At 60.5% G+C, this 23,737-nt stretch carries 23 protein-coding genes and 6 pseudogenes; 15 read left to right on the top strand and 14 right to left on the bottom strand.

What is annotated here, in order from left to right; genetic code table 11:
• The first annotated feature begins 47 nt into the window (after positions 1–47).
• From rpe to trpC, 7 genes and pseudogenes are all read left to right on the top strand, one after another.
• Entirely contained in the window at positions 48–722 is a 675-nt protein-coding gene (gene rpe / locus BLW24_RS05075; protein WP_090377485.1) for a ribulose-phosphate 3-epimerase, read from the top strand.
• Positions 719–1,242, top strand: a pseudogene (locus tag BLW24_RS05070) (HAD family hydrolase); the annotation flags it as partial. The gene rpe and the pseudogene BLW24_RS05070, both read left to right, overlap by 4 nt.
• Positions 1,231–1,455, top strand: coding sequence for a hypothetical protein (locus BLW24_RS27105; RefSeq protein WP_420875027.1), 225 nt, complete (start codon positions 1,231–1,233; stop codon positions 1,453–1,455). The pseudogene BLW24_RS05070 and the gene BLW24_RS27105, both read left to right, overlap by 12 nt.
• Positions 1,456–1,669: 214 nt before the next feature.
• Positions 1,670–3,163 (top strand): anthranilate synthase component I, encoded by a 1,494-nt coding sequence (gene trpE / locus BLW24_RS05065; RefSeq protein WP_090377482.1) that lies wholly within the window; start codon positions 1,670–1,672, stop codon positions 3,161–3,163.
• Between the two features lie 11 nt (positions 3,164–3,174).
• On the top strand, positions 3,175–3,768 hold the full coding sequence (locus tag BLW24_RS05060; RefSeq protein WP_090377479.1) for an aminodeoxychorismate/anthranilate synthase component II: 594 nt from the start codon (positions 3,175–3,177) through the stop codon (positions 3,766–3,768).
• Positions 3,768–4,817 (top strand): anthranilate phosphoribosyltransferase, encoded by a 1,050-nt coding sequence (gene trpD, locus BLW24_RS05055; protein ID WP_090377476.1) that lies wholly within the window; start codon positions 3,768–3,770, stop codon positions 4,815–4,817. The genes BLW24_RS05060 and trpD overlap by 1 nt, the downstream gene beginning before the upstream one ends.
• Positions 4,814–5,650, top strand: a complete 837-nt coding sequence (trpC, locus tag BLW24_RS05050) for an indole-3-glycerol phosphate synthase TrpC (RefSeq protein WP_090377473.1) — start codon at positions 4,814–4,816, stop codon at positions 5,648–5,650. Before trpD ends, trpC begins: the two co-directional genes overlap by 4 nt.
• 61 nt (positions 5,651–5,711) lie before the next feature.
• Here trpC and crp read toward each other — a convergent pair whose 3' ends face one another.
• The gene (gene crp, locus BLW24_RS05045) at positions 5,712–6,356 is read right to left on the bottom strand and encodes a cAMP-activated global transcriptional regulator CRP (protein ID WP_090377469.1); all 645 of its coding nucleotides are present in this window, start codon (positions 6,354–6,356) and stop codon (positions 5,712–5,714) included.
• A 232-nt stretch (positions 6,357–6,588) separates the two neighbouring features.
• On the opposite strand from crp, the gene BLW24_RS05040 reads away from it, so the two are divergent.
• Positions 6,589–7,014 (top strand): OsmC family protein, encoded by a 426-nt coding sequence (locus BLW24_RS05040; RefSeq protein WP_090377466.1) that lies wholly within the window; start codon positions 6,589–6,591, stop codon positions 7,012–7,014.
• A gap of 69 nt (positions 7,015–7,083) precedes the next feature.
• On the opposite strand, the gene coq7 is transcribed toward BLW24_RS05040, so the two are convergent.
• The 3 genes from coq7 to BLW24_RS05025 all read right to left on the bottom strand — a co-directional run bounded on the left by coq7 (position 7,084) and on the right by BLW24_RS05025 (position 8,987).
• The gene (gene coq7, locus BLW24_RS05035; protein ID WP_090377462.1) at positions 7,084–7,731 is read right to left on the bottom strand and encodes a 2-polyprenyl-3-methyl-6-methoxy-1,4-benzoquinone monooxygenase; all 648 of its coding nucleotides are present in this window, start codon (positions 7,729–7,731) and stop codon (positions 7,084–7,086) included.
• A gap of 93 nt (positions 7,732–7,824) precedes the next feature.
• A complete protein-coding gene (locus BLW24_RS05030; protein WP_090377459.1) occupies positions 7,825–8,664 on the bottom strand; it encodes a formylglycine-generating enzyme family protein in 840 nt (279 codons plus the stop codon).
• A complete protein-coding gene (locus BLW24_RS05025; RefSeq protein ID WP_090377456.1) occupies positions 8,649–8,987 on the bottom strand; it encodes a histidine triad nucleotide-binding protein in 339 nt (112 codons plus the stop codon). The genes BLW24_RS05030 and BLW24_RS05025 overlap by 16 nt, the downstream gene beginning before the upstream one ends.
• Positions 8,988–9,044: 57 nt before the next feature.
• On the opposite strand from BLW24_RS05025, the pseudogene BLW24_RS05020 reads away from it, so the two are divergent.
• A pseudogene (locus tag BLW24_RS05020) lies at positions 9,045–10,525 on the top strand (AAA family ATPase).
• Here BLW24_RS05020 and BLW24_RS05015 read toward each other — a convergent pair.
• Positions 10,526–11,297: pseudogene (locus BLW24_RS05015) on the bottom strand (SDR family NAD(P)-dependent oxidoreductase).
• Between the two features lie 57 nt (positions 11,298–11,354).
• Complete coding sequence (locus BLW24_RS05010) at positions 11,355–11,981, bottom strand: DUF805 domain-containing protein (protein WP_208600140.1); 627 nt, start codon at positions 11,979–11,981, stop codon at positions 11,355–11,357.
• On the opposite strand from BLW24_RS05010, the pseudogene BLW24_RS05005 reads away from it, so the two are divergent.
• Positions 11,867–12,532: pseudogene (locus BLW24_RS05005) on the top strand (IS5-like element ISPst7 family transposase); the annotation flags it as partial. The gene BLW24_RS05010 and the pseudogene BLW24_RS05005 overlap by 115 nt on opposite strands.
• A gap of 45 nt (positions 12,533–12,577) precedes the next feature.
• Here the strand turns inward: BLW24_RS05005 and tnpC are convergent.
• Together tnpC and tnpB are read right to left on the bottom strand one after the other, a co-directional pair.
• Complete coding sequence (gene tnpC / locus BLW24_RS05000) at positions 12,578–14,134, bottom strand: IS66 family transposase (RefSeq protein WP_090377453.1); 1,557 nt, start codon at positions 14,132–14,134, stop codon at positions 12,578–12,580.
• Positions 14,135–14,152: 18 nt separating this feature from the next.
• Positions 14,153–14,548 (bottom strand): IS66 family insertion sequence element accessory protein TnpB, encoded by a 396-nt coding sequence (tnpB, locus tag BLW24_RS04995; protein WP_244161054.1) that lies wholly within the window; start codon positions 14,546–14,548, stop codon positions 14,153–14,155.
• Positions 14,549–14,595: 47 nt separating this feature from the next.
• On the opposite strand from tnpB, the pseudogene BLW24_RS04990 reads away from it, so the two are divergent.
• Positions 14,596–14,919: pseudogene (locus BLW24_RS04990) on the top strand (transposase); the annotation flags it as partial.
• 141 nt (positions 14,920–15,060) lie between these two features.
• Here BLW24_RS04990 and BLW24_RS04985 read toward each other — a convergent pair.
• The 4 genes and pseudogenes from BLW24_RS04985 to hemJ all read right to left on the bottom strand — a co-directional run.
• A pseudogene (locus tag BLW24_RS04985) lies at positions 15,061–15,567 on the bottom strand (DUF805 domain-containing protein); the annotation flags it as partial.
• 107 nt (positions 15,568–15,674) lie between these two features.
• Positions 15,675–16,970 (bottom strand): alanine racemase, encoded by a 1,296-nt coding sequence (locus BLW24_RS04980; RefSeq protein WP_090377448.1) that lies wholly within the window; start codon positions 16,968–16,970, stop codon positions 15,675–15,677.
• Positions 16,967–17,929, bottom strand: coding sequence for an NAD(P)H-dependent flavin oxidoreductase (locus tag BLW24_RS04975; RefSeq protein WP_090377445.1), 963 nt, complete (start codon positions 17,927–17,929; stop codon positions 16,967–16,969). The genes BLW24_RS04980 and BLW24_RS04975 overlap by 4 nt, the downstream gene beginning before the upstream one ends.
• A gap of 21 nt (positions 17,930–17,950) precedes the next feature.
• A complete protein-coding gene (gene hemJ / locus BLW24_RS04970) occupies positions 17,951–18,379 on the bottom strand; it encodes a protoporphyrinogen oxidase HemJ (protein ID WP_090377442.1) in 429 nt (142 codons plus the stop codon).
• Between the two features lie 146 nt (positions 18,380–18,525).
• Here hemJ and argC point away from each other — a divergent pair, with 146 nt between their 5' ends.
• From argC to erpA, 4 genes are all read left to right on the top strand, one after another.
• Positions 18,526–19,560, top strand: a complete 1,035-nt coding sequence (gene argC / locus BLW24_RS04965) for an N-acetyl-gamma-glutamyl-phosphate reductase (protein WP_090377439.1) — start codon at positions 18,526–18,528, stop codon at positions 19,558–19,560.
• A complete protein-coding gene (locus BLW24_RS04960) occupies positions 19,560–20,291 on the top strand; it encodes a DUF6776 family protein (protein WP_244161083.1) in 732 nt (243 codons plus the stop codon). The genes argC and BLW24_RS04960 overlap by 1 nt, the downstream gene beginning before the upstream one ends.
• Positions 20,292–20,300: 9 nt before the next feature.
• The gene (locus tag BLW24_RS04955) at positions 20,301–20,711 is read left to right on the top strand and encodes a bactofilin family protein (protein WP_090377436.1); all 411 of its coding nucleotides are present in this window, start codon (positions 20,301–20,303) and stop codon (positions 20,709–20,711) included.
• A gap of 76 nt (positions 20,712–20,787) precedes the next feature.
• Positions 20,788–21,138, top strand: a complete 351-nt coding sequence (gene erpA / locus BLW24_RS04950) for an iron-sulfur cluster insertion protein ErpA (protein WP_090256106.1) — start codon at positions 20,788–20,790, stop codon at positions 21,136–21,138.
• A 78-nt stretch (positions 21,139–21,216) separates the two neighbouring features.
• Here the strand turns inward: erpA and BLW24_RS04945 are convergent, their stop codons facing one another.
• Together BLW24_RS04945 and BLW24_RS04940 are read right to left on the bottom strand one after the other, a co-directional pair.
• Positions 21,217–22,308: an anhydro-N-acetylmuramic acid kinase gene (locus tag BLW24_RS04945; protein ID WP_090377433.1), complete on the bottom strand. Its 1,092-nt coding sequence runs from the start codon at positions 22,306–22,308 to the stop codon at positions 21,217–21,219.
• A gap of 3 nt (positions 22,309–22,311) precedes the next feature.
• On the bottom strand, positions 22,312–23,730 hold the full coding sequence (locus BLW24_RS04940) for a peptidoglycan DD-metalloendopeptidase family protein (protein WP_090387630.1): 1,419 nt from the start codon (positions 23,728–23,730) through the stop codon (positions 22,312–22,314).
• Between the last annotated feature and the right edge of the window lie 7 nt (positions 23,731–23,737).

The following is a 23,737-nucleotide window of genomic DNA, read 5'->3' as shown; positions in this document are numbered from 1 at the left end:
CGGGCTGGTACAATGCGCGCCTTCCGTGAATGCCACTGAGGTGCGCTATGCAACCCTTCGCCATTGCTCCGTCGATTCTGTCTGCCGATTTCGCCCGTCTGGGCGAGGAAGTGGACAAGGTGCTCGCCGCCGGTGCCGACATCGTGCACTTCGATGTCATGGACAACCATTATGTGCCCAACCTGACCATCGGACCGATGGTCTGTGCGGCGCTGCGTAAATACGGCATCACCGCGCCGATTGACGCGCACCTGATGGTCAAGCCAGTCGACCGCATCATCGGTGACTTTATCGAGGCTGGTGCCACGTATATCACCTTCCACCCGGAAGCGTCCGAACACATCGATCGCTCCCTGCAGCTGATTCGTGATGGCGGCTGCAAGGCCGGTCTGGTGTTCAATCCGGCCACCCCGCTGGATGTGCTCAAGCATGTGATGGACAAGGTGGACATGATCCTGCTGATGAGCGTTAACCCAGGTTTCGGTGGGCAGAAGTTCATTCCCCATACCCTGGAGAAACTCAAGGAGGCTCGTGCGCTGATAGACGCCTCTGGCCGTGAAATCCGTCTGGAGATCGACGGTGGGGTGAACGTGCAGAACATCCGCGAAATCGCCGCTGCTGGAGCCGACACCTTTGTCGCCGGCTCGGCGATCTTCAATCAGCCGGACTACAAAACCGTGATCGACGCCATGCGCGCCGAACTGGCTCAGGCGCGCGGATGAGTCTGCTGCGCGAGCTGTTTCGGGGTGAGGTGCCGCGCCTGGTGATGTTTGACCTGGACGGTACCCTGGTGGATTCGGTGCCGGATCTGGCCGCAGCCATCGACAAGACTTTGCGCGATTTGGAGAGGCCGGCAGCGGGTGTGGCGCAGGTACGCGACTGGGTCGGCAATGGTGCGCGGGTGCTGGTACGCCGCGCCCTGGCGGGCGGGCTGGCCCATGAGCATATAGATGAGGTCCTCACCGAGCAGGCGCTGGAGCTGTTTATGCAGCATTACGCCGAAAACCATGCGCTGACCGAGGTGTACCCCGGTGTGCGGCCGGTGCTGGATTGGCTGCGCGAGCAACAGGTGGAGCTGGCGATTGTCACCAACAAGCCCGAACGCTTTGTCGCGCCGCTGCTGGATGAAAAAGGCCTCGGGGCTATTTTCGCTGGATTGTTGGCGGCGACACCTTGCCCCAGCAGAAGCCTGATCCGGCGGCGCTGCTGCATGTACTAAAGCTGGCACGGGTGACGGCTGAGCAGGCGTTGTTTGTCGGTGATTCACGTAATGATGTGCTTGCCGCCAAAGCCGCCAAAGCCGCCAAAGCCGCCGGGGTGCCGTGCGTGGCGCTGAGTTATGGTTACAACCACGGCCGGCCGATTGCCGAGGAAAACCCGGCGTATGTGCTGGATTGCCTCAGCGGCCTGCTGCGTCCTGCCGAGCCCGCGCTTTTGCCGGGCCTTGCGGGTTGATTCGCCTCCGGCCCTGCGCTAGTGTGGCCGGAGTTCAATCCCGCTTGAATTAAGAGAGTTTTGTGGTGGTCACCTGCACGCGCTGGTCGGCAAGCACCGACATGAAAATCATCAAGGCCCTGGCCCGTTGGCGCTGGCGCCTCTGACCTGATCCTGGCCGCTACGGCGGCGCGCCTGCATTCGACCGTTTTAACCTCAAGCCACGAGGCTGCTCATGACCCGCGAAGAATTTCTGCGTTTAGCCGCTGCCGGCTATAACCGCATTCCTGTTGCCTGCGAAACCCTGGTGGATTTCGACACCCCGCTGTCCATTTATCTGAAGCTAGCCGATGAGGCCAACACCTACCTGCTGGAATCCGTACAGGGCGGTGAGAAGTGGGGCCGTTACTCCATCATCGGCCTGCCGGCGCGCACTGTGCTGCGTGCTTACGAGCATGAGGTGACCATCAGCGTCGACGGTGTCGAAGTGGAACGTCATCACTGCGAAGACCCGCTGGCCTTTGTCGAGCAGTTCAAGGACCGCTACAAGGTGCCGACCCTGGCCGGCCTGCCGCGCTTTAACGGTGGCCTGGTCGGTTATTTCGGCTATGACAGCGTGCGCTACGTCGAGCCCAAACTGGCCAAGGGCGTTAACCCCGATGCCTTGGGTACGCCGGATATCCTGCTGATGGTGTCCGATGCCGTGGTGGTGTTCGACAACCTGGCCGGCAAGATGCACGCCATTGTGCTGGTCGATCCGAGTGCGGCCGATGCGCTGGAGCAGGGCCAGGCGCGCCTGCAGGAAATTTTGCACAAGCTGCGTCAGCCGATTACTCCGCGCCTGGGCGTGGACCTGGCGGCGCCGGCTGGTGCTGAGCCGGACTTCGTTTCCAGCTTCAAGCGTGATGACTACGAAAACGCGGTCAAGGCGATCAAGGAGTACATCCTTGCCGGCGATTGCATGCAGGTGGTGATCTCGCAGCGCATGTCGATTCCGTTCAAGGCGGCGCCGATTGATCTGTACCGCGCGCTGCGTTGCATCAACCCGACGCCCTACATGTATTTCTTCAACTTCGGCGACTTCCATGTGGTTGGCAGCTCGCCGGAGGTGCTGGTGCGCCTGGAAGATGGCTTGGTCACGGTGCGCCCGATTGCCGGCACGCGCCCGCGTGGTGCTAATGAAGAGGCTGACCTGGCCCTGGAGGAGGATCTGTTGTCCGATGCCAAGGAGGTCGCCGAGCACCTGATGCTGATCGACCTGGGGCGCAACGACGTCGGTCGTGTGGCCAGCACCGGCAGCGTCAAGCTCACCGAGAAAATGGTGATCGAGCGTTATTCCAATGTGATGCACATCGTCTCCAACGTTACTGGCCAACTGAAGGAAGGCCTCACTGCAATGGACGCGCTGCGCGCCATTCTGCCGGCCGGCACCCTGTCCGGCGCGCCGAAGATTCGTGCCATGGAAATCATCGATGATCTGGAGCCAGTCAAGCGCGGCGTCTACGGTGGCGCTGTGGGCTATCTGGCCTGGAACGGCAATATGGACACCGCCATCGCCATTCGCACTGCCGTCATCAAAGATGGCGAACTGCACGTGCAGGCCGGTGCCGGCATCGTGGCCGACTCGGTGCCAGCGCTGGAGTGGGAGGAGACGCTGAACAAGCGTCGCGCCATGTTCCGTGCTGTGGCGCTTGCCGAGCAAACCGCTCCTGACCTGTCCACGCGCTGAGGAGTCCCGCCATGCTTTTGATGATCGATAACTACGACTCCTTTGCCTACAACGTGGTGCAGTACCTGGGCGAGCTGGGCGCTGACGTGCATGTGATTCGCAATGATGAACTGTCGATTGCCGAGATCGAGGCGCTTAAGCCTGAGCGTATTGTGGTCTCGCCGGGGCCGTGCACGCCGACTGAAGCCGGGGTTTCCATCGAGTCCATCCTGCACTTTGCCGGCAAACTGCCGATTCTCGGCGTGTGCCTGGGCCACCAGAGCATCGGCCAGGCTTTCGGCGGCGATGTGGTGCGCGCGCGACAGGTGATGCACGGCAAGACCAGCCCGGTGTTCCATCGCGATCTGGGCGTTTTCGCCGGCCTGAACAACCCGTTGACCGTGACCCGCTACCATTCCCTGGCGGTCAAGCGCGAAACCTTACCGGACTGCCTGGAAATCACCGCGTGGACGCAGCATGAGGACGGTTCGGTGGATGAGATCATGGGCCTGCGCCACAAGACTCTGCATATTGAGGGCGTACAGTTCCACCCTGAGTCGATCCTTACCGAACAGGGCCATGAGCTGTTTGCCAACTTCCTCAAACAACAAGGAGGCCAGCGCTGATGAATATCAAGGAAGCCCTCAATCGAGTGGTCAATCAGCTCGACCTGAGCACCGAAGAAATGCAGGACGTCATGCGCGAAATCATGACGGGCCAGTGTACGGATACGCAGATCGGCGCCTTTCTGATGGGCATGCGCATGAAAAGCGAGACCATCGACGAAATCGTTGGGGCGGTCTCGGTCATGCGTGAGCTGGCCAGCCATGTGCACCTGCAGACCCTCGACCATGTGGTGGATGTGGTCGGCACTGGCGGTGATGGCGCGAACATCTTCAACGTCTCCACCGCGGCGAGTTTTGTCGTCGCGGCTGCGGGCGGCAAGGCGGCGAAACACGGCAATCGCGCCGTTTCTGGCAAGAGCGGCAGCGCCGACCTGCTGGAGGCCGCAGGGATCTACCTGAGTCTGACGCCGGTGCAGGTGGCGCGTTGCATCGAGAGCGTCGGTGTCGGCTTTATGTTTGCCCAGGTGCATCACTCGGCGATGAAATATGCCGCCGTGCCGCGTTGTGAGCTGGGGCTGCGTACTCTCTTCAATATGCTTGGCCCGTTGACCAATCCGGCTGGGGTCAAGCATCAGGTGGTGGGCGTGTTCAGTCAGGCGCTGTGCCGACCGCTGGCCGAGGTGCTCAAGCGCCTGGGCAGTCAGCACATCCTGGTGGTGCACTCGCGCGATGGGTTGGATGAATTCAGTCTGGCGGCGGCGACCCATGTCGCCGAGCTGAAAGATGGGCAGATCACCGAATACGAGGTGTTGCCGGAAGACCTCGGGCTGAAGAGTCAGAGCCTGGTCGGCTTGGCGGTGGAAAGCCCGGAGGCTTCGCTGGCGCTGATTCGTGATGCCCTGAGCAAACGCAAGACCGACGCCGGGCAGAAAGCGGCCGACATGATTGCCCTGAATGCCGGCGCGGCGCTGTATGCGGCGGATCTGGCGAGCAGCCTCAAGCAGGGCGTGCAGCTGGCCCATGACGCCTTGCACACCGGCCTGGCCTGGGAGAAGTTGCAGGAGTTGGTGTCCTTTACCGCTGTATTCAAAGAGGAGAATGCCTGGTGAGTATTCCAACCGTTCTGGAGAAGATTCTTGCGCGCAAGGCTGAGGAAGTCGCCGCTCGCCGCGCCGTTGTTTCGCTGGCCGAGCTTGAGCAGCAAGCCCGTGCTGCCGATCCGGTGCGCGGCTTTGCCGAGGCGCTGATCAGCCAGGCCAAGCGCAAGCAGCCGGCGGTGATCGCCGAAATCAAAAAGGCCTCGCCAAGCAAGGGTGTGCTGCGCGAGCATTTCGTGCCTGCCGAGATTGCCCAGAGCTATCAGGCCGGCGGTGCCACCTGTCTGTCAGTGCTGACCGATATCGACTTCTTTCAGGGTGCGGATCGTTATCTGCAGGAAGCCCGTGCTGCGTGCTCGCTGCCGGTGATTCGCAAGGATTTCATGATCGATCCTTACCAGATCGTGGAGGCTCGTGCCCTGGGGGCCGACTGCGTGTTGTTGATTGTCTCAGCGCTGGAAGACGCACAGATGGCCGAGCTGGCTGCGACGGCCAAGGCATTCGATCTCGATGTGCTGGTGGAAGTGCACGACGGCGACGAACTGGAGCGGGCGCTGAAGACCCTGGATACACCGCTGGTGGGGATCAACAACCGTAACCTGCACACCTTCGAACTGAGCCTGGAAACCACCCTCGACCTGCTGCCGCGCATTCCGCGTGATCGCCTGGTGGTGACCGAGAGTGGCATCCTTAATCGTGCCGATGTCGAGCTGATGGAAATCAGCGAGGTGTATGCCTTTCTGGTTGGCGAAGCGTTTATGCGTGCTGATAATCCAGGGGCTGAACTGGAACGACTGTTCTTTCCCGAGCGCAAGCGGGTGATCGCTGCCCCTGACGTGGACTGAAACCACGACACATAAAAAAGCCGACGCATGCGTCGGCTTTTTTATGGCTGCAGCTGGGGGTTCAGCGCGTGCCGAACACCACCATGGTTTTGCCTTTGACGCTGACCAGGCCTTGTTCTTCCAGTGCTTTGAGCACACGACCGACCATCTCGCGGGAGCAGCCAACGATACGACCGATTTCCTGACGGGTGATCTTGATCTGCATGCCGTCCGGGTGGGTCATGGCGTCGGGTTGCTTGCACAGATCGAGCAGGGTACGGGCAACACGGCCGGTGACGTCGAGGAAGGCCAGGTCGCCGACCTTGCGCGTGGTGTTGCGCAGGCGTTCAGCCATCTGGCTGCCCAGGGCATAGAGAATATCGGGGTCTTGTTGGGTCAGCTCGCGGAATTTGGCGTAGCTCAGCTCTGCCACTTCGCACTCGGTCTTGGCGCGCACCCAGGCGCTACGTTCTTTTTCGGTACCGTCCTTTTCGAACAGGCCCATTTCTCCGAAGAAGTCGCCGGAGTTGAGGTAAGCGATGATCATTTCACGACCATCATCGTCTTCGATTAGGATAGTGACCGACCCTTTGACGATGAAGAACAGCGTTTCGCAGCGATCGCCCGCATAGATGATGGTGCTCTTGGCGGTGTAGCGACGGCGGTGGCAATGCGCGAGAAGCTTGTCGAGATTTTTTATTTTAGGTGTGAGGGTAATAGCTACCATGCCTGAATCCCGAATTTATAAAGGTAAGCCGTTGTGCGGCTGAAGTTCTAATAATAGTTATCTGTACAAGTGTGCCAGTAATTAGCTATCAGCTTAACCACCAGTCTAAGACTAGGTGTTGTTTTGCGACCTGGCTAACACTCAGCACGAGCTTTTGGCTCTCTTGGCACCCAAAGAGGTTGTAACGGTGCTGTGCTAAGCTGCCTTCCTTTTTAACAGCGGAGCCCGAGTAATGAAAGCGCGTATTCAGTGGGCAGGCGAAGCCCTGTTTATCGGAGAATCGGGCAGCGGCCATGCGGTGGTAATGGACGGCCCGCCAGAGAGCGGTGGACGCAACCTGGGTGTGCGGCCGATGGAGATGGTGCTGATTGGTCTGGGTGGCTGCAGCAACTTCGATGTGGTCAGCATCCTGAATAAGTCCCGCCAAGCGGTAGAAAGCTGTGAAGCTTTTCTGGAAGCGGAGCGTGCTACGGAAGAGCCCAAGGTATTTACCAAGATCCACCTGCATTTCGTGGTCAAGGGCCGTGGTTTGAAGGAGGCTCAGGTCAAGCGTGCGGTTGAGCTGTCGGCCGAGAAGTACTGCTCGGCCTCGATCATGCTGGGCCGCGGCGGCGTCGAAATCACCCACGACTACGAGATTGTCGAGTTGGGCGAGTAAGCGGTTGTAGATACCTGGCGACATGAAAAAGGGCACCTCGGTGCCCTTTTCTGTGCCTGCGATTCAGTCTTACACGCGGTAGGTGGTGCTGGTCATCACCTTGGCCAGCAGGCTCATGCCGAACTTCACTGGCGCCGGGAAGCGCAAGCCGCCGGCGTCCAGTGCGTTGCAGGCGTGTTGCTCTTCATCGACACGCATCTGCTCAAGAATCGCCCGGGACTTCTGGTCTTCCAGTGGGATCTGCTGCAGGTGTTCATCGAGGTGTTTGACCACCTGATCTTCGGTGGCGGCGACAAACCCCAGGCTGACCTTGTCGCTGATCAGCCCGGCCGCTGCACCAACGCCGAATGACAGGCCGTAGAACAGCGGGTTGAGAATGCTGGGCTGGCTATCGAGTTGACGGATGCGTTGCTCACACCAAGCCAGATGGTCGATTTCCTCATCAGCCGCATGTTCCATCGCCTGGCGCACCTGCGGCAGCTTGGCGGTAAGGGCCTGGCCCTGGTAGAGCGCCTGGGCGCAGACTTCGCCGGTATGGTTGATGCGCATCAAACCCGCAACATGCTGGGCCTGCTGTTCATCCAGCTCGGCTTCCGGTTGCACGATGGCCGGTGAGGGCCGCGTCGGCTGGCCGCTGAAGGGCAGCAAGGTGCGCAAGGCAGCATCGGCTTGCAGCAGCAGGCGATCAACGGGTGAGAAGTGACGTTCGCTGGCCATAGGGACCTCCGGCGATGATGACGGCGCTCAGTTTACTCCACGCGCGGGAGAAGGTCTGTTGACGTTTCGTCGCAGCCTTGCCACGCGTTGACCTCAAGGCAATTCACGCAGCACGCGAAAACCCAGGGCGTAATCCTTGTGTTGCGGCTGCTTCATATCGCGCTGGCTGCTGCGCAGGTAACTCGGGCCACTGTTCCTGGCGCCACCGCGCACGACCCGCGGGCTGTTGTCGAGCAGGCTGGCCGCCTGTTGCTCGCTGCCGTCGAAGGGGCTAGCGAAGCGCGAGGCGGTCCATTCCCAAACGTTGCCGGCGGTGTCATGCAGGCCGAAGGCATTGGCGGTGAACTGGCCGACGCGCTCGGTTTTGCTCTGGATCAGGCGCGAAGTGGCGCAGCCGCGGCAATGCGCGCGCGGGCGGGTTTCCGGGCTGTCGAGCTGCTCGCCCCACCAGTAATAGCTGGTGCTGCCGGCGCGGGCGGCGTATTCCCACTCGGCCTCGGTGGGCAGGCGATAGCGCTGGCCGGTGACCTTCGACAGCCATTGGCTATAGGCCTGGGCCTGGGCCTGATGCCAGGACACATGGATCACCGGTCGCTGCGCCGACAGCCCCCAGCCCTCGTTATCCGGCATGGCCGTAGCGGTGGCGTCGGCATACTGCTGCCAGTCAGCGAAACTGACTTCGTAGCGGCCTATGGCGAAGGGGCGGTTGATTTTTATCGGCGTCAGCGGGCGTTCGTTATGGTTGCCGCGGCCACTGTGATCACCCAACAGATAGCGCCCGGCAGGCAGCACAACCAGCTGCGGTCCTTGCTTGCCCTTGGGCAAGGCGTCGCTGAATACGCTACCAACCGTATGCGCCTGCGTTGGATTGCCAATCAACAGAGCAAGCAAGGTCAGTGTGCCGAGTAATGAACGACTCAACCCGGTGGCCATGCCATCTGCCTTTGACCCAGCACGTGCATATGGATGTGGTGCACCGTCTGGCCGCCCAGGTCACTGCAGTTCATCACCACGCGAAAGCCTTCCTCACAGCCTTGCGCCTTGGCCAGACGCTGGGCGATAAAGAGAATATGCCCGGCCAACGGCTTGTCTGCCTCAGTCAGGTCATTGAGGGTGCTGATGTGTTTTTTCGGGATAACCAGAAAATGCACCGGTGCCTGCGGGCCAATATCGTGAAAGGCAATCACCTGATCGTCTTCATAAAGCTTGCGCGCCGGTATTGCACCAGCGACGATCTTGCAAAATAGACAGTCCATGGGCAGTCTCCTGGCCGGTATTTAACGAGGCCCGAGTTTAGTGGACAAGGAGCGTGGGTGAAAAACGATATTCATGACCTGGGCTTGGTATTGGATTCCAAGACCAAGCTGGTGCTGATCGAGTCCTGGGATGAGCCACGAGTGCTGGAAACCCTGACCAGCCTGGCGGTGCGCCGTAGTCTTGGCCTGCAGGTGTGGTCGGTGACCGAGGGCTTGCAGCGTGTGGGCTATTCCATTCAGGAGCCGGTCGACAGCACAACCTTGGAGCCTGAAACTGCTCTGCGTCTGATCAAGGCTGATACGCAGCCGACGCTGTATGTGATGTGCGACCTGCATCCGTTTCTTGACGACAACCCCAAGCTGGTGCGCCTGCTCAAGGAAATCGCCATGAATGAGCTGCCCAGCAAGCCGACGCTGGTGCTGGTGTCCCATGCTTGCAAGTTGCCGCCTGAGGTGCAGCGTTACGCTTCGCGCTTCAGTCTGTCGCTACCTTCCGAGGAAGAGCTGCTGGCCATCGTGCGCGACGAGGCCACCGGCTGGAGCGCGCGTAACCGCAACGCGCGAGTGCGCACCGATAACCGCACCTTGCAACAGGTGGTGAAAAACCTGCGTGGTCTCAGCCATGCCGAAGCGCGTGCATTAGCGCGCAATGTGATCTGCGATGACGGCGCGATCACCCAGGAAGACCTGCCGGAGCTGAACAAGACCAAATTCAAGCTGCTCGATCTCGATGGCGTGCTGAGTTTCGAGTACGACACCGCACGTTTCGCCGAGGTCGGCGGGCTGAGCAATCTCAAGCGCTGGCTGGGCGATCGGCAAAGCATCTTTCTCGAAGGCAAAGGCGTCGATCTGCCCAAGGGGGTGCTGTTGGTTGGCGTACAGGGCGGCGGCAAGAGCCTGGCCGCCAAGGCCATCGCCGGCCTGTGGGCTTGCCTCTACTGCGTCTGGACTTTGCCTGCCTGTACAACAAGTTCTTCGGCGAGACCGAACGCAACCTGCGCGAAGCGCTCAAGTTGGCCGAGCAGATGGCGCCCTGTGTGCTGTGGATGGACGAAATCGAGAAGGGGCTGGCCAGCGGTGACCATGATGGAGGTGTCAGTCAGCGTGTACTCGGCACCTTGCTGACCTGGATGGCCGAGCGCAAGGCGCCGGTATTTATGGTGGCCACGGCCAACGCGATTTCCCGGCTACCGCCGGAGCTGATGCGCAAGGGGCGCTTCGATGAGCTGTTCTTTGTCGATTTGCCGGACGCGGCAGTGCGGGCCGAAATCTTCCGTATTCACTTGGCGCGGCGTGAGCTGGAGGTGACGGCGTTTGATCTGACTCAGCTGGCCGCCGCTTGCGATGGCTTTTCCGGTGCGGAGATCGAGCAGGCGGTGGTCAGTGCCCTGTATGCCGCGCAAGCTCAGCAGCAAACGGTCAACCAGGCTTTGCTGCTTCAGAGTATTCAAGGCACCGCACCGCTGTCGGTGGTGATGGCTGAAGACCTTGCCGCGCTGCGCGCCTGGGCGGACGGACGCACGGTCAACGCCGGCTAGCTAGGTGGCCGGCTTGCCGAATTGGCGATTAAGCCGTGCGCTGATTCGCCGTACCAGCCAGCGCGGTCCCAGCCGAGGGCTAAGGGCAATCAGGCGGTTGCGCCAGCCAGGGATGATGATCGCGGGTGATGAGCGCCACTTCTTCGGCGCTCATCATCAGCTTGCTGCCCTGCAGGGCTTGCACATCCATCTGGGCTGTGCGGAAAAACGCACTGCGGGTCGGCCCCGGGCAGAGTACGGATACTTTGACGCCGTACGCTTTAAGCTCTTCGCGCAGGCCTTCGGAGAAGTGCAGCACGTAGGCCTTGCTCGCGTAGTAGTTGCTCATGCCCGGCCCCGGCTGAAAGCCGGCAACCGAGGCGACATTAAGAATCTGCCCGCTGCCCTGGCCGGCCATGATGGTGCCGATGGCGTGGCACAGGCGCGCTAGGGCCAGGATATTGAGTTCGATCAGTTGTTGTTCGCGCGGCCAGTCCTGAGCCACGTAAGCGCCTGAGGTACCAATGCCGGCGTTGTTTACCAGCAGGTCGATACTGCGTTCACCCTGTTCCAGCTCATGCAGCAGACCGCTGGCCTGCAGCGGTTGGCTAAGGTCGCAGATGCGAAATAGCACCTCTACGGAAAATCGTTGAGTCAGTTCGCAGGCAATGCTTTCCAGCGCATCGCGCTGGCGCGCCACCAGAATCAGATTGCGGCCGCGCCGGGCCAGGGCTTCGGCCAGGGCTAGGCCAATGCCACTGGAGGCTCCGGTGATAAGCGCGTAACGGGTCATAGGGTTCTCCGTGATGGGGCCTTTCGACCCCATGTACCGCGCAAGGTTGCCAGTGGGTTACAGACCAGCGTTGGAATAGCCCATATAGGCTGGTATCGCGATGGCGGCCACGATGCCGAGGACGATGATCGCCACCCAGAGCAGGGCGAGGATTTTCACCGCACGGCTGTTCGGTGGTGGCGGTGGACCAAAGCGGTTGGCGGCGGTGCTGCCGGGGATGATAAACATCAGCAGGGAGAACACCCCGCCAACAATCGGCACCAGGGTGACCAGCAGCAGCCAGCCCGACCAGCCGATATCATGCAGGCGCTGCACGCCGAACATGATGCCGACCACCGCCACGGCGATACCCACCACGACCATCAGCAGGCCGCCAAGAATTTCCGACGCGGCGAAGAAACCGCCGGCGATGCCGAACAGCGGCAAGCAAGCCAGCATCAGCACCATCGACCACGCCAGGTAGCGCAAGCGGCCGATGCGTCCGTCGGTGGCAAAAGCCTTTAGGGAAACTCTGAATAAGACTTCCTGATTTTGGCAAAATGCCCGGACGCCACCCGCCGAGTTTTCCGATGAAGCAAATGACCTTCGCCGATGCCGAGTACGCCGGCAAACGCAAGCAGACCCGCAAAGAGTTGTTCCTGATCGAGATGGATCGGGTGGTGCCGTGGAAGGGTTTGATCGCACTGATCGAACCGTATTACCCCAAGGGTGAAGGCGGTCGGCCGGCCTATCCGCTGATGGCGATGCTACGTGTGCACCTGATGCAGAACTGGTTCGGCTACAGCGACCCGGCGATGGAAGAAGCGCTGTACGAGACCACTATCCTGCGGCAGTTCGCCGGGCTGAGTCTGGAACGTATCCCCGACGAAACCACCATCCTCAACTTCCGTCGTCTGCTGGAGAAACATGAGTTGGCTGCCGGCATCCTGGCCGTCATCAATGGCTATCTTGGCGACCGTGGCCTGTCGTTGCGCCAAGGCACCATCGTCGATGCCACGCTGATCAATGCGCCGAGTTCGACCAAGAACAAGGACGGCAAACGCGACCCAGAGATGCACCAGGCCAAGAAGGGCAACCAATACTACTTCGGCATGAAGGCGCACATTGGCGTGGATGACGAGTCGGGGCTGGTACACAGCGTGGTAGGCACGGCGGCCAACGTGGCGGATGTCACTCAGGTCGACAAGTTGCTGCACGGCGAGGAAAACGTGGTGTGCGCCGATGCGGGTTATACGTAAGCGCTCCATAGACCCCACCTCCCTCTGGAGAGGTTTTGCGTTTTACAGTGGCGTCGTTGGTTGGCAGTTCCAAGGCAGCAGCGCTTCGTAGGCTTCAACGCTGTTGGCCAGCGGCAGGCGTTCGAGGACATGGCGCAGCCAGGCGTAGGGCTCCTGGCCATTGGTCTTGGCGGTTTCCACCAGGCTGTAGAGTTGGGCGCTGGCGGTCGCGCCTTTCGGCGTGTCGCTCAACAGCCAGTTCTTGCGACCTATGACGAAGGGCCGGATCGCGCGCTCGGCAGCGTTGTTATCGATCGGCAGGTGGCCAGCCTCGATGTAGCGTTCGAGTCGGCTCCAGTTGCTCGCCAGGTAGTTCACTGCTTTGCCCAGGGCATTCTGCGCCGTGACCTGCGGCTGGGTTTTCTCCAGCCAGGTCTTGAGCTGATCGAGGAGCGGTAGGCTGTGCTGCTGGCGGCCCCGGTAGCGCTGTTCATCGCTGGCATCCTTAAGTTCGCGCTCGATGCCGTAGAGCTTGTTGATCATCCCCAACGCGATGTCGGCACGCCCGGTTTTGCCCTTCGGTTGCACCTTTTGCGCTTCGACGAACTTGCGCCGCGCATGCGCCCAGCAGGCCAGGCGCTCAACACCTTGTTGTGCGGCCACGGCGTTGTAGCCGGCGTAATCGTCGGTCATCAGGTAGCCGCGATAACCGTCGAGCAGGCGCAGCGGCACCTCCTGCGCGCGGCTGGTTGTGTAGTCGAAGAGGATCACCGGTTTGCCAGGCGGGCCACCGGTCTGCACCCACATCCAGGAGTGGCTGCTCGGATCGCGCCCAGGCTCCTTGAGCACCTGCACGCGGGTTTCATCGCAGTGGATCACCGGACTGTCCAGCAGCCTGTCGCGCATCAGGTTGAGCAACGGTTGTAGCAGTTCGCCGCACTGGATCACCCAGCGCGCCAGGGTCTGCCGGGGGATGTCGATGCCATGGCGACTGAGCATCTTTTCGAAGCGATACAGTGGGATGCCGTCGGCGTATTTGCTGGTCAGCAGCATCGCCAGCACGCTCGGGCTGGCCAGGCTTTTCTCGATCAGTTGGGCCGGCTTGTCAGCGGTGACCGGCGCGCTTTCGCAGGCCTTGCAGGCATAGGTCTTGCGAATGTGGCGGATCACCTGAACCTGCATCGGGATGATTTCCAGCTGCTCGCTGGTTTCTTCGCCGATGGCCTGCTTGCGGCAACCGCATTCGCAGGTCAGTTCGTGTTCGGGCAGTTCGTGGATGACCTCGACACGCGGTAGTTCGGCCGGTAACGGCTTGCGCTTGCCGCGGCGCTTGGTCGGCGCAACGACTTCTTCCTCGACCTCAGCGGCCGGAGCTTCAGCCGCCGCTTCGGCCAGGCTTTCCGCTTCGTTGAACATCTCTAGCTGCGGTGAATCCGGGTCGCTGCTCTGCTCGGATTTACGGCCGAACAGGCGCTGGATCAACAGCGCGTTTTGTTCGCGCAGGCGCTCGATCTGCCCATCCTTGTCCTTGGCCAATTCCTGCGCCGACGACAACACCTCAGCGAGCAATTGCTTGAGCGCGGCGGGGTCATCAGGAAGGGTTTCGGGCACAGAAATCATGCCGTGGATTATACCGGCTCAGGTGACGAACCTAGGGGTCAAAACCTGGTGCGGCCGGTTGCGCCACAGGTCGATACCGTCCAACAACCAGTTCAACTCCTGGGCCGTCAGCACGATCGCATCTTCGCCAGGTTCCGGATGCGACTTGAAGCGTTCAGCCTCCAATCGCTTGAGCCACAGGCAAAAGCCGTTGCGCTCCCAATACAAAATCTTCACCCGGCTGCGCGCGCGGTTGAGGAAGACGAACAGCACCGGGTCGAACACCGCCACCTTGATATCCAGCTCGACCAGGGCGGCCAGGCCATCGATGGATTTTCGGAAATCCACCGGCTTGGGGTATAGATAGACTTTTTCGACTTTGGCGTCGGGGCGCATCATGACGGCTGGCTCCAGAAAGAAATTGGAGCTCAGCATTGGCTGGCCTGCGGATCATTTGTAGATGAGGTTTATGGAGCGCTTACGGTTATACCGGTGTCGAAAAGCGCCCCGAACATGATGGGCGCGAGGTGATCTGGCAGGTTGCTGCCCGCCGCAGCACCTATAAGAAGCTGGGTAAGAGCAGCCCGCTGTACAAAGCCAAACGCAAGATCGAGAAGGCCAAGGCCCAGGTGCGCGCCAAGGTTGAGCACCCGTTCCGGGTGATCAAGCGTCAGTTCAGTTATGTAAAGACACGCTTCCGTGGCTTGGCCAAGAACACGGCGCAACTGGTGACGCTGTTCGCGCTGTCGAACCTGTGGATGGCACGCCGACATTTACTGACCAATGCAGGAGAGGTGCGCCTGTAATGCGGGAAATGGCTGCCGCGAGCTACTCGCGGCGGCTAAAAACACAGAAATGAATGGGTAATCTGATCGTTTTTGATCGATTTGCCGCTTTCAAAATCGGCGGGGGCTGAAGTCAGCCAGAAATACATGGCTACTTCAGACCATCCTTAGCTCGCCGAACTCCGGCAGCGTTTCCGCCACGGCTGCTTTCGGCGTGGCATAGGGGGTGGCCGCAGCGCTAACCACTTCTGGCTGGCTTTCTGCGAGCATGGCCTGGCGGGCGATAAATTTCTCGATAACGATGCCGCAGGCCGAGCATTCGATAGCTTTGCTTTGCTGGTGGCCGCACTTGGGGCAGGTCATCGGTACGTTGCTTTCAGCTTCGCTGCTTTCCGTACGGTGATCATCGGTTTCCACCAGGCTCAGGCTGGCGGTCAGATCCTGTTCCTTGCGCACTTTGGCGCCGGCGCTCTGCAAGGCCTTGAGGTACTGGTCGGCCTCGTTCTCGCTAAGGTCGCGCTTGATATCAACATTGCCGCCGTTAAACAGCGAGTTGATCCGGGTCAGGTCGCTCTTGAACAGGCGAGCGAGGTTCTCTTTGGCTGTTTCCAGGCTGACGTCGGGCATCAGCTCGCCGTTGAACACAATCTTGAAGCGGGCTTGGGTCATATCGGCGTCCTTGTCGGTGCCAGAATGGAGTTGCGCTACAGGCTAGCCGGCCTGCAGGCCAGTAAACAAGCTGCCTACGCGCAAATGTGTACGGGCCTAGAGATGGTTCACGCTCCGCTGGCCGACCAGCTGCCGACCAGCTGCCGACCAGCTGCCGACCAGCTGCCGACCAGGCGGCCGTTGCGCAGAAGAACGAGCTGGTTGAACAGCTCGAACAGGCCCTCCGAGCGTTGCGGGCGGAGAAACACCCAGTCGTCGACCTGTAAGCCTGTGCCGTCTGAGCCGATCAGGCGTTCCTGGTTGGCACTGCGGCCGTACAGGGTGTCATAACTGAGCCCTGTGGGTGATACCGGTGTGGCTGGCCATTGCCCGCCATACAGGTAATAAACCTGTTGGCGATTGGGGTTCCAGCGCTGCAGCAGCTGATGGGATCGCTCGAGAAAGGGAAGCTGCCCAGGCAATGCTTTTAGCACCGGGCTGGCAATCCATAGCGCAGCTTGCTGGGCACTGAGCAGTGGGCTGTCAAAGTCGCTGGGCTTGAGCAGTGCAGAACCGACCGCGACTTCATTCAGTGGCGTATCGCGCTGAGCGTGCAGGGCATAGGTCAGGCTGCCTGCGCCATTGAGCAGCGGTTGTTGCGGCCACAGCTCGCTGAATGAGGCGGCGCTGGTGATAAATACGCGGTAGCGTGCGGAGCTTTGGGTAAAGGCGCTGGTTGGGTCTGTCCAGAACGGCGTATGGGCAAGGTGCGCGTCATAACCCATCAAGCCTCGAATGCGCAGTCGGTTCGGGGTGTTACGCAGCCAGGTAAGTGCGGCCCCGAGTTCGGCGGGTGTGGCAAAGCCGCCACGGGCCAGGCCGATATCGATTTCAAAGGCAATCTGCAGCGGCTGGTTGAGAGCGTTGGCCAGGGCGGCGTATTCCTGCAGGCGGGTCTGGCTATCGATCAGCCAGGTCAGCTGCTCGGCGGGGACAAAGCCGCTGCCTTGTGGCAGGTGCTGGTAGAAGCTCAGGGCCGCTGCACTGGGCAAGGGTTTGCCGAGCAGCAGGTCTGACTGGGGGAAGTTCACTGCGAGCTGATTAATCTGCGGCTGGTGGAACACCATAAACCGCTGGGTGGTGAGCTTCTTCGCCAGGTAGTCGAGTAAGCCTGTGGAGGCCAGTGATTTGGCAACTATGCGCAGCGGCAGTTGGCTGCCGAGCTGTCTGGCAAGCAGCTCGGCGTTCTGCTCAAGACGCTTTAGGTCCACTACCAGCAGCGGCAGTCCGGCTCCTGCACGCCGCAGTAACTGGTTTAGTGCGCCAAAGTAGGGCGCGTGGGGCTGGCCTAGATCGTTCGGGCGCAACGCCCAAGCGCCCAATAACCCCAGCGCGCCGAGGCCGAGCAGATTGCGTCGCTTCATCGCGCCCAGCGTTGTTGCAGCTGCAGGCTGTGCGTGAGGGCGGCGCGGTATTCGTTGTCGAGGCGGGTGATCAGTTGCTCGACGCTGGGCAGGTCGCGGATATTGCCGACGCCTTGGCCGGCCGACCACACGGTTTTCCAAGCTTTGGCTTCTTCGTCCATGGGTTTGAGCTTTTCGCCGTAGTTGACCTCGCCTTTGTTCTGCAGCTGCTTGAGGTCGTAACCGGCCAGCTCCAGGCTCTGGCGCATAAAGCTCGCTGGGACGCCAGAGACTGCTGGGGTGTGGATAATGTCGGCGGCTTTGGCGTCAAGGATCATCTGCTTGTAAGCCGCGGACGCGGCGTTTTCCTGGGTGGCGATCAGGCGGGTGCCGAGATACGCAAGGTCGGCGCCAAGCAGTTGTGCGGCCAGCACTTCGTTGCCCTGGTTAAGGCAGCCGGCCAGCAGCAGGGTCTTGTCGAAGAACTGGCGGATTTCGGCGATCAGCGCAAACGGGCTCCAGGTGCCGGCATGTCCGCCTGCGCCAGCGGCTACCGCGATCAGGCCGTCGACGCCAGCTTCTGCGGCTTTCTCGGCATGCCGGCGGGTGGTTACGTCGTGGAACACCAAGCCGCCGTAACTGTGTACCGCATCGACCACTTCCTTCACCGCACCCAGGCTAGTGATCACGATAGGCACGCGCTGCTCGACGCAGATCGCCAGGTCCGCCTGCAGGCGTGGGTTGCTGCCATGTACGATCAGGTTAACCGCATAAGGTGCTGCTGCGTTGGTCAGGCCGGCTTCGATTTCCTGCAGCCAATCCTTGAAGCCGCTGCTCTCACGTTGGTTCAGGGCGGGGAAGCTGCCGACGATGCCGCTGTTGCAGCAGGCCAAGACTAGTTGCGGGTTGGATACCAGAAACATCGGCGCCGCGACGACAGGCAGGCGCAGGCGTTGTTCGAGCAAAGTTGGCAGCGACATGCAGTAATCCTCTTGATGTATTTAGAAAGGGCGCACCACGACCAGAATGACAATGCCAAGCAGAGCCAGCACGGGCGCTTCATTGAACCAGCGGTAGAACACATGGCTGCGCTGGTTCTCACCGCGGGCAAAGGCTTTGAGTTGTGCGCCGCATATAAACTGGTAGACCACCAGCAGTGCGACCAGACTTAGCTTGGCGTGCATCCAGCCCTGGCTGAAGTAGTAGCTCGGGTTGAGGCTGAGTAGCCACAGGCCCAGTCCGACGGTAAGAATCAGCGACGGCCACATGATTCCGCGATAGAGCTTGCGCTCCATGATGCAGAAGCGCTCGCGGCTGATCTCGTCGGTGCTCATGGCGTGGTAGACGAACAGGCGCGGCAGGTAGAACAGGCCGGCGAACCAGCAGACCATGGCGATGATGTGCAGGGCCTTGAGCCATAGGTAGAGCATTGTGCGCACTCGTTGCAGGAAAGTGCCCCGATAGTAGTGGGCATGACCGTCTCCGTCATCACTCGCGGCGCTCAAGTGTTGGCCCCTGGCCGAAGCGGCCGTATCATCGGCAGCTTTCCACTGCTGGTATTGCAAAGGGGCAAGTGATGATCAAGGTCGGAATCGTCGGCGGCACGGGGTATACCGGTGTCGAGTTGTTGCGTTTGTTGGCGCAACATCCGCAAGCGCAGGTCGAGGTGATTACCTCGCGCTCCGAGGCCGGCATGCGTGTCGACGAGATGTACCCGAACCTGCGCGGTCATTACGGCAGCCTGGCGTTCAGCGTGCCGGATGTGGCTACCCTGGGCGCCTGTGATGTGGTGTTCTTCGCCACGCCGCATGGTGTTGCTCATGCCCTGGCCGGTGAGCTGCTGGCCGCCGGCACCAAGGTGATCGACCTGTCTGCCGACTTCCGCCTGCAGGACGCGGATGAGTGGGCCAAGTGGTACGGCCAGCCCCACGGTGCGCCGGATTTACTTCCTGAGGCGATCTACGGTCTGCCGGAAGTCAACCGTGAAGCCATCAAGCAGGCGCGTCTGATTGCCGTACCAGGCTGCTATCCGACAGCCGCGCAGCTGGCGCTGATTCCGCTGCTGGAGGCCGGCCTGGCCGATACCACGCAAGTGATCGCCGACTGCAAGTCGGGTGTCAGCGGCGCCGGGCGTGGTGCCAGCGTGGGTTCGCTGTTCAGTGAAGCCGGCGAAAGCATGAAAGCCTATGGGGTCAAAGGTCATCGGCATCTGCCCGAGATTCGCCAAGGTCTGCGCCGGGCTGCCGGTAAAGATGTCGGTCTGACCTTTGTGCCGCACCTGACACCGATGATTCGCGGTATTCACGCCACACTTTATGCCACTGTGGTCGACCGTTCGGTGGATCTGCAGGCGTTGTTCGAGCAGCGTTACGCCAACGAGCCCTTCGTCGATGTGATGCCCGCTGGCAGCCACCCGGAAACCCGCAGCGTGCGCGGCGCCAATGTGTGTCGGATTGCCGTACATCGTCCGCAGGACGGCGATCTGGTGGTAGTGCTGTCAGTGATCGACAACCTGGTCAAAGGTGCGTCGGGCCAGGCGGTGCAGAATATGAATATTCTCTTCGGCCTCGATGAGTGCCTGGGGTTGTCCCACGCGGGCATGTTGCCCTGATGGCGGGCTGGGAGGTTCGTCCAAGCGATCCGGGGCGTACGCGGCGGCGGCGCATGCTTGGGTTGCTGCTGGTGCTGTGCATTCCGTTGGCCTTCTATGTTGGTGGTTGGTGGCAGCAGTACAGTCAGCCTGCAGTGGTGGTGGGGCAGCCAGCCGCGCCAGTGCGTGATGAACAATTGGTGCGCGAGGTCGATGAGTTGCGTCAGCGTGTGGTCGTGCTCAGCAGTGCAGAAAAGCTCAGCCAGCAAGCCAACGAGCAGAACCGTCTGACTATCAAGCTGCTCGAAGAGCAAATCTATAAACAACAGCAGGATCTGGCCTTCTACAAAGGCGTGTTGGCCCCCGCCAGCCGTCGTGAAGGTTTGCGCATCAAGACCTTTGAGCTACAGGCCACGGACAGGCCTGAGCATTTCCGCTACAAGATACTCCTCAGTCGTGTGGGTAAAGGTGAGACGCCGCTGGAAGGCCAGTTGCAGGTGTCGATTGTCGGCAAGCACGGCGAGCAGGATGTCACGCTTGAGCTGGCGGCATTGGGCGCAGACTTGCCCGCTGCCCTGCCTGAGCAACCGATTGCCTTTGCCTTCAAGCACTTTCAGGCCATTCCCGAGGCTGGGCGATTTGCCGAGCTAAAGTTGCCTGAAGGGTTTATCCCGCGCGAGATCAAGGTGCGTGCCGATGTAAAAGGCGAGAAGCCGTTGTTGCGCACATTTAAATGGAACAAAGAGGAGTAGCTGTTCCTTATGTGGAATAAAGATAAGGCGCGCACTGACGTGCAGCGTTTCGCGGGTAAGACCAGCCTGATTGCGGTGGGTGCCGAACTGTATGGCGATTTGCGCTTTCAGGGTGCGGTGCAGGTCGATGGCAAGGTCATGGGTAATCTGGTGGCCAGCGAAGGTATGGTGCGCGTGAGCGTGCAGGGGAGGGTTGAAGGTGAGATACGCGCCCCCCATATAGTGATTGATGGCGAAGTAGTCGGCGATGTGCACGCCAGCGGTCATCTTGAGTTGGGCGCGCGGGCGCGGGTACGTGGCAATCTGTATTACGCCCTGATGGAGATGGCCATGGGCGCGCAGATCGAAGGTCGTCTCTGTCGCTTGCAGGACGAGGCACGGCCTTTGGAATTACCAGAAACGCTGGATGCCGCACAATAGTTGACCGCTTTTCTCGGGTAAGCGGATAATGCCGATCAGAATGCAGTATGGCGCGTAGCGCCGGGAGTTAATCAGCATGAGCGTCGAAACCTTCACCCCCAGTGCTATGCAATTTACGCAGGGCGCGGCGAACAAGGTGAAGAGCCTGGTCGATGAGGAAGGCAACCCGCGCCTGAAATTGCGCGTGTTTGTAACGGGAGGCGGCTGTTCCGGTTTCCAGTATGGCTTCACCTTCGATGAAGAAGTGGCCGAGGATGACACCATCATCGAGCGCGAAGGCGTGAGTCTGGTGGTTGACCCGATGAGCTTCCAGTACCTGGCGGGTGCTGAGGTGGATTATCAGGAAGGTCTGGAAGGTTCGCGATTTGTCATCAACAACCCGAACGCCACCACCACCTGCGGTTGCGGTTCTTCGTTCTCGATCTGAGTTGCAGGCTGTTCAAGCTAGCGCCGTGCCCTGTGCACGGCGTTTTCGTTTCTGCGTACAGCAGATTTGAGCAGGTGATCAGGCGGGGTAGATCGCGCCAAGTACTCGCAGGCCGCGAGCGCCGGTGACGCTAGGCCGGTTGGCGGGAATGCCTTCCAGGCAGCAGTGCGCCAGCCAGGCAAAGGCCATAGCTTCGACCCAGTCGGCGGGCACGCCATGCGCATCGGTGCTGCTCACCTGGCTATTAGGCAGCAGCTGCGCCAGGCGGCGCATCAGTGTGTGGTTATGCGCGCCACCACCACACACCAGTAGCATCTCGGTGTTCTGCTGAGCAGCCTTGAGTGCTGCGGTAATGCTGATAGCGGTCAGTTCCAGCAGGGTTGCCTGCACGTCAGCCTTAGCAAACGCCGGCAGGTTGTGCAGGTGTTGATCCAGCCAGGCAAGGTTGAACAGCTCACGCCCGGTGCTTTTCGGGCCCTGGGTCTGGAAGTAGGGATCGCTTAGCAAGGCTTGCAGAAGCTGCATCTGTACCTGGCCGCTGGCAGCCCAATGACCATCCTGGTCGTATGGCAGGCCTTGGTGGCGTTGAATCCAGGCGTCCAGCAGCACATTGCCCGGGCCGCAGTCGAAGCCATGTACCGGGCTCTCAGGCTCAAGCAGGCTGAGGTTGCTGAAACCGCCAATATTCAGGATCGCACGGGTAGTGCCTTCGCTGGCGAATAATGCCTGGTGAAACGCTGGAACCAGTGGCGCGCCCTGACCGCCTGCCGCTACATCGCGGCGGCGAAAGTCACTGACCACGCTGATGGCGGTCAGCTCCGCGAGCAGGGCGGGGTTGCCGATTTGAATGCTGAAACCGCGTGCAGGCTCATGACGTATGGTCTGGCCATGGCTGCCAATGGCGCGAACGCTGCGTGCGGGTATGTCGTGCTGGATTAGCAGCTCATTGATGCCTTGCGCGGCGAGCGCGATCCACTGCTGTTCGGCTATTGCCGCGCGGGCCAGTTCATCCGGGCCGGATGCACACAGGCTGAGTAAGCTGCTACGCAGTTCGTCTGGCATGGGCAGGTAGCGGGTGCCAAGCAGGCGGGTGCTGTGTTCCTGCTCGATCAGTGCGATGTCCAGGCCATCCAGGCTGGTACCGGACATCACGCCGAGGTAGAGGGGCATGGCTTAGCGCTGATTATTGAGGGCAAGCATCGTGGACTTCTCTTTGTCCATTTGCGCCATCAGCGGTTTGCTCAACTGCATGAAGCGGGCTTTCTCACTGCTGGGGATCGGGTCGGCCATTGGCAGCTTCTGGCTCAGCGGGTCGACGTGCACGCCGTTGACCTGGAACTCATAGTGTAGATGCGGCCCGGTAGACAGGCCGGTGGTGCCGATATAACCGATGATTTGGCCCTGTTTGACGTTGCCGCCGCTGCGGATGCCCTTGGCAAAGCCGTTCATGTGGGCATACAGGGTGCGGTAGCGTTGACCATGCTGGATGATTACTGCATTGCCGTAACCGCCGTGACGGCCTGCCAGAGTGATGCGGCCATCGCCGGCGGCCTTGATTGGCGTGCCGCGCGGGGCTGCGTAATCGACGCCCTTGTGTGCACGAATCTTATTTAGAACAGGGTGGCGACGGCCTGTGGAGAAGCGCGAGCTGATGCGGGCAAAATCCACCGGGGTGCGAATAAAGGCTTTGCGCATGCTCTCGCCATTGGCGTTGTAATAGCTGCTGTTGCCTTGCTTGTTGGTGTAGCGCACGGCGGTGTAGGTCTTGCCGCGGTTGGTGAAGCGTGCCGATAGGATATTGCCGGTGCCGACCTGCTTGCCGTTGACCACTTTCTTCTCGTAGATCAGCTCGAATTCGTCACCTTCGCGAATATCCATGGCGAAGTCGATGTCGTAGCCGAATACGTTGGCCAGATCCATGGTCAGACTATGCGACAGGCCAGCGCGCTTGGCTGAGAGAAACAGTGAGCTGTTGATCACGCCGTGGCTGTAGGTGGTCTGAACTTCAGGTTTGACCAGTTCGCGCTTGAAACTGAAACCCTTGTCGCTTTTCGTCAGGGCAATGCTTTCCAGCTCACTGAGCTTACTGTGCAGGCTTTGGAGTTGACCGTCTGTGTTCAGATTGAATTCGAGCGCTTGGCCTACCTTGAGGCGTGTCAGCTGCTTGGCTTCCTTGCTGCTATTGAGCACGTCATGCAGCGTGGTGGCATTCAGTCCGACCTTGGCAAATACCGTGGACAGCGTATCGCCGTTTTCCACGCGAATGATGTGCTTGAGTGGGTCGATTTCTTCCTGCGGTTTTTCGACCTGCGCAGTCTTCAGCTCATCGTCTGTGGGGCGTTCTGTGGCTGCCGTATTGGCGAAAGGTGACTGGCTTTTGTTGGGCGACGGTAGGGCGTCTAAGTTCGGCTCGCCCTGTAGCTCGGCGAACTCGGAACCGTTGTCTAGCTCAAGATTGATGTAGGTTTTTTGGGCTTCAACTTCGCGGGAGGGAAATACCAGTAGGGCTAGGCTCAGTAAGGCGGCGACGCCACTGGCCGCCAGAATATGGCTTTTCGGGTACAGGGGCGGCGCTTTAGCTGGAGAGGTCATAGGCTGC

This window comes from Pseudomonas anguilliseptica (genome assembly GCF_900105355.1).
Classification (GTDB): Bacteria; Pseudomonadota; Gammaproteobacteria; order Pseudomonadales; family Pseudomonadaceae; genus Aquipseudomonas; species Aquipseudomonas anguilliseptica.
The sequence above is the reverse complement of the archived record's forward strand: the minus strand, read 5'-3'. Positions and strand labels throughout refer to the sequence as shown.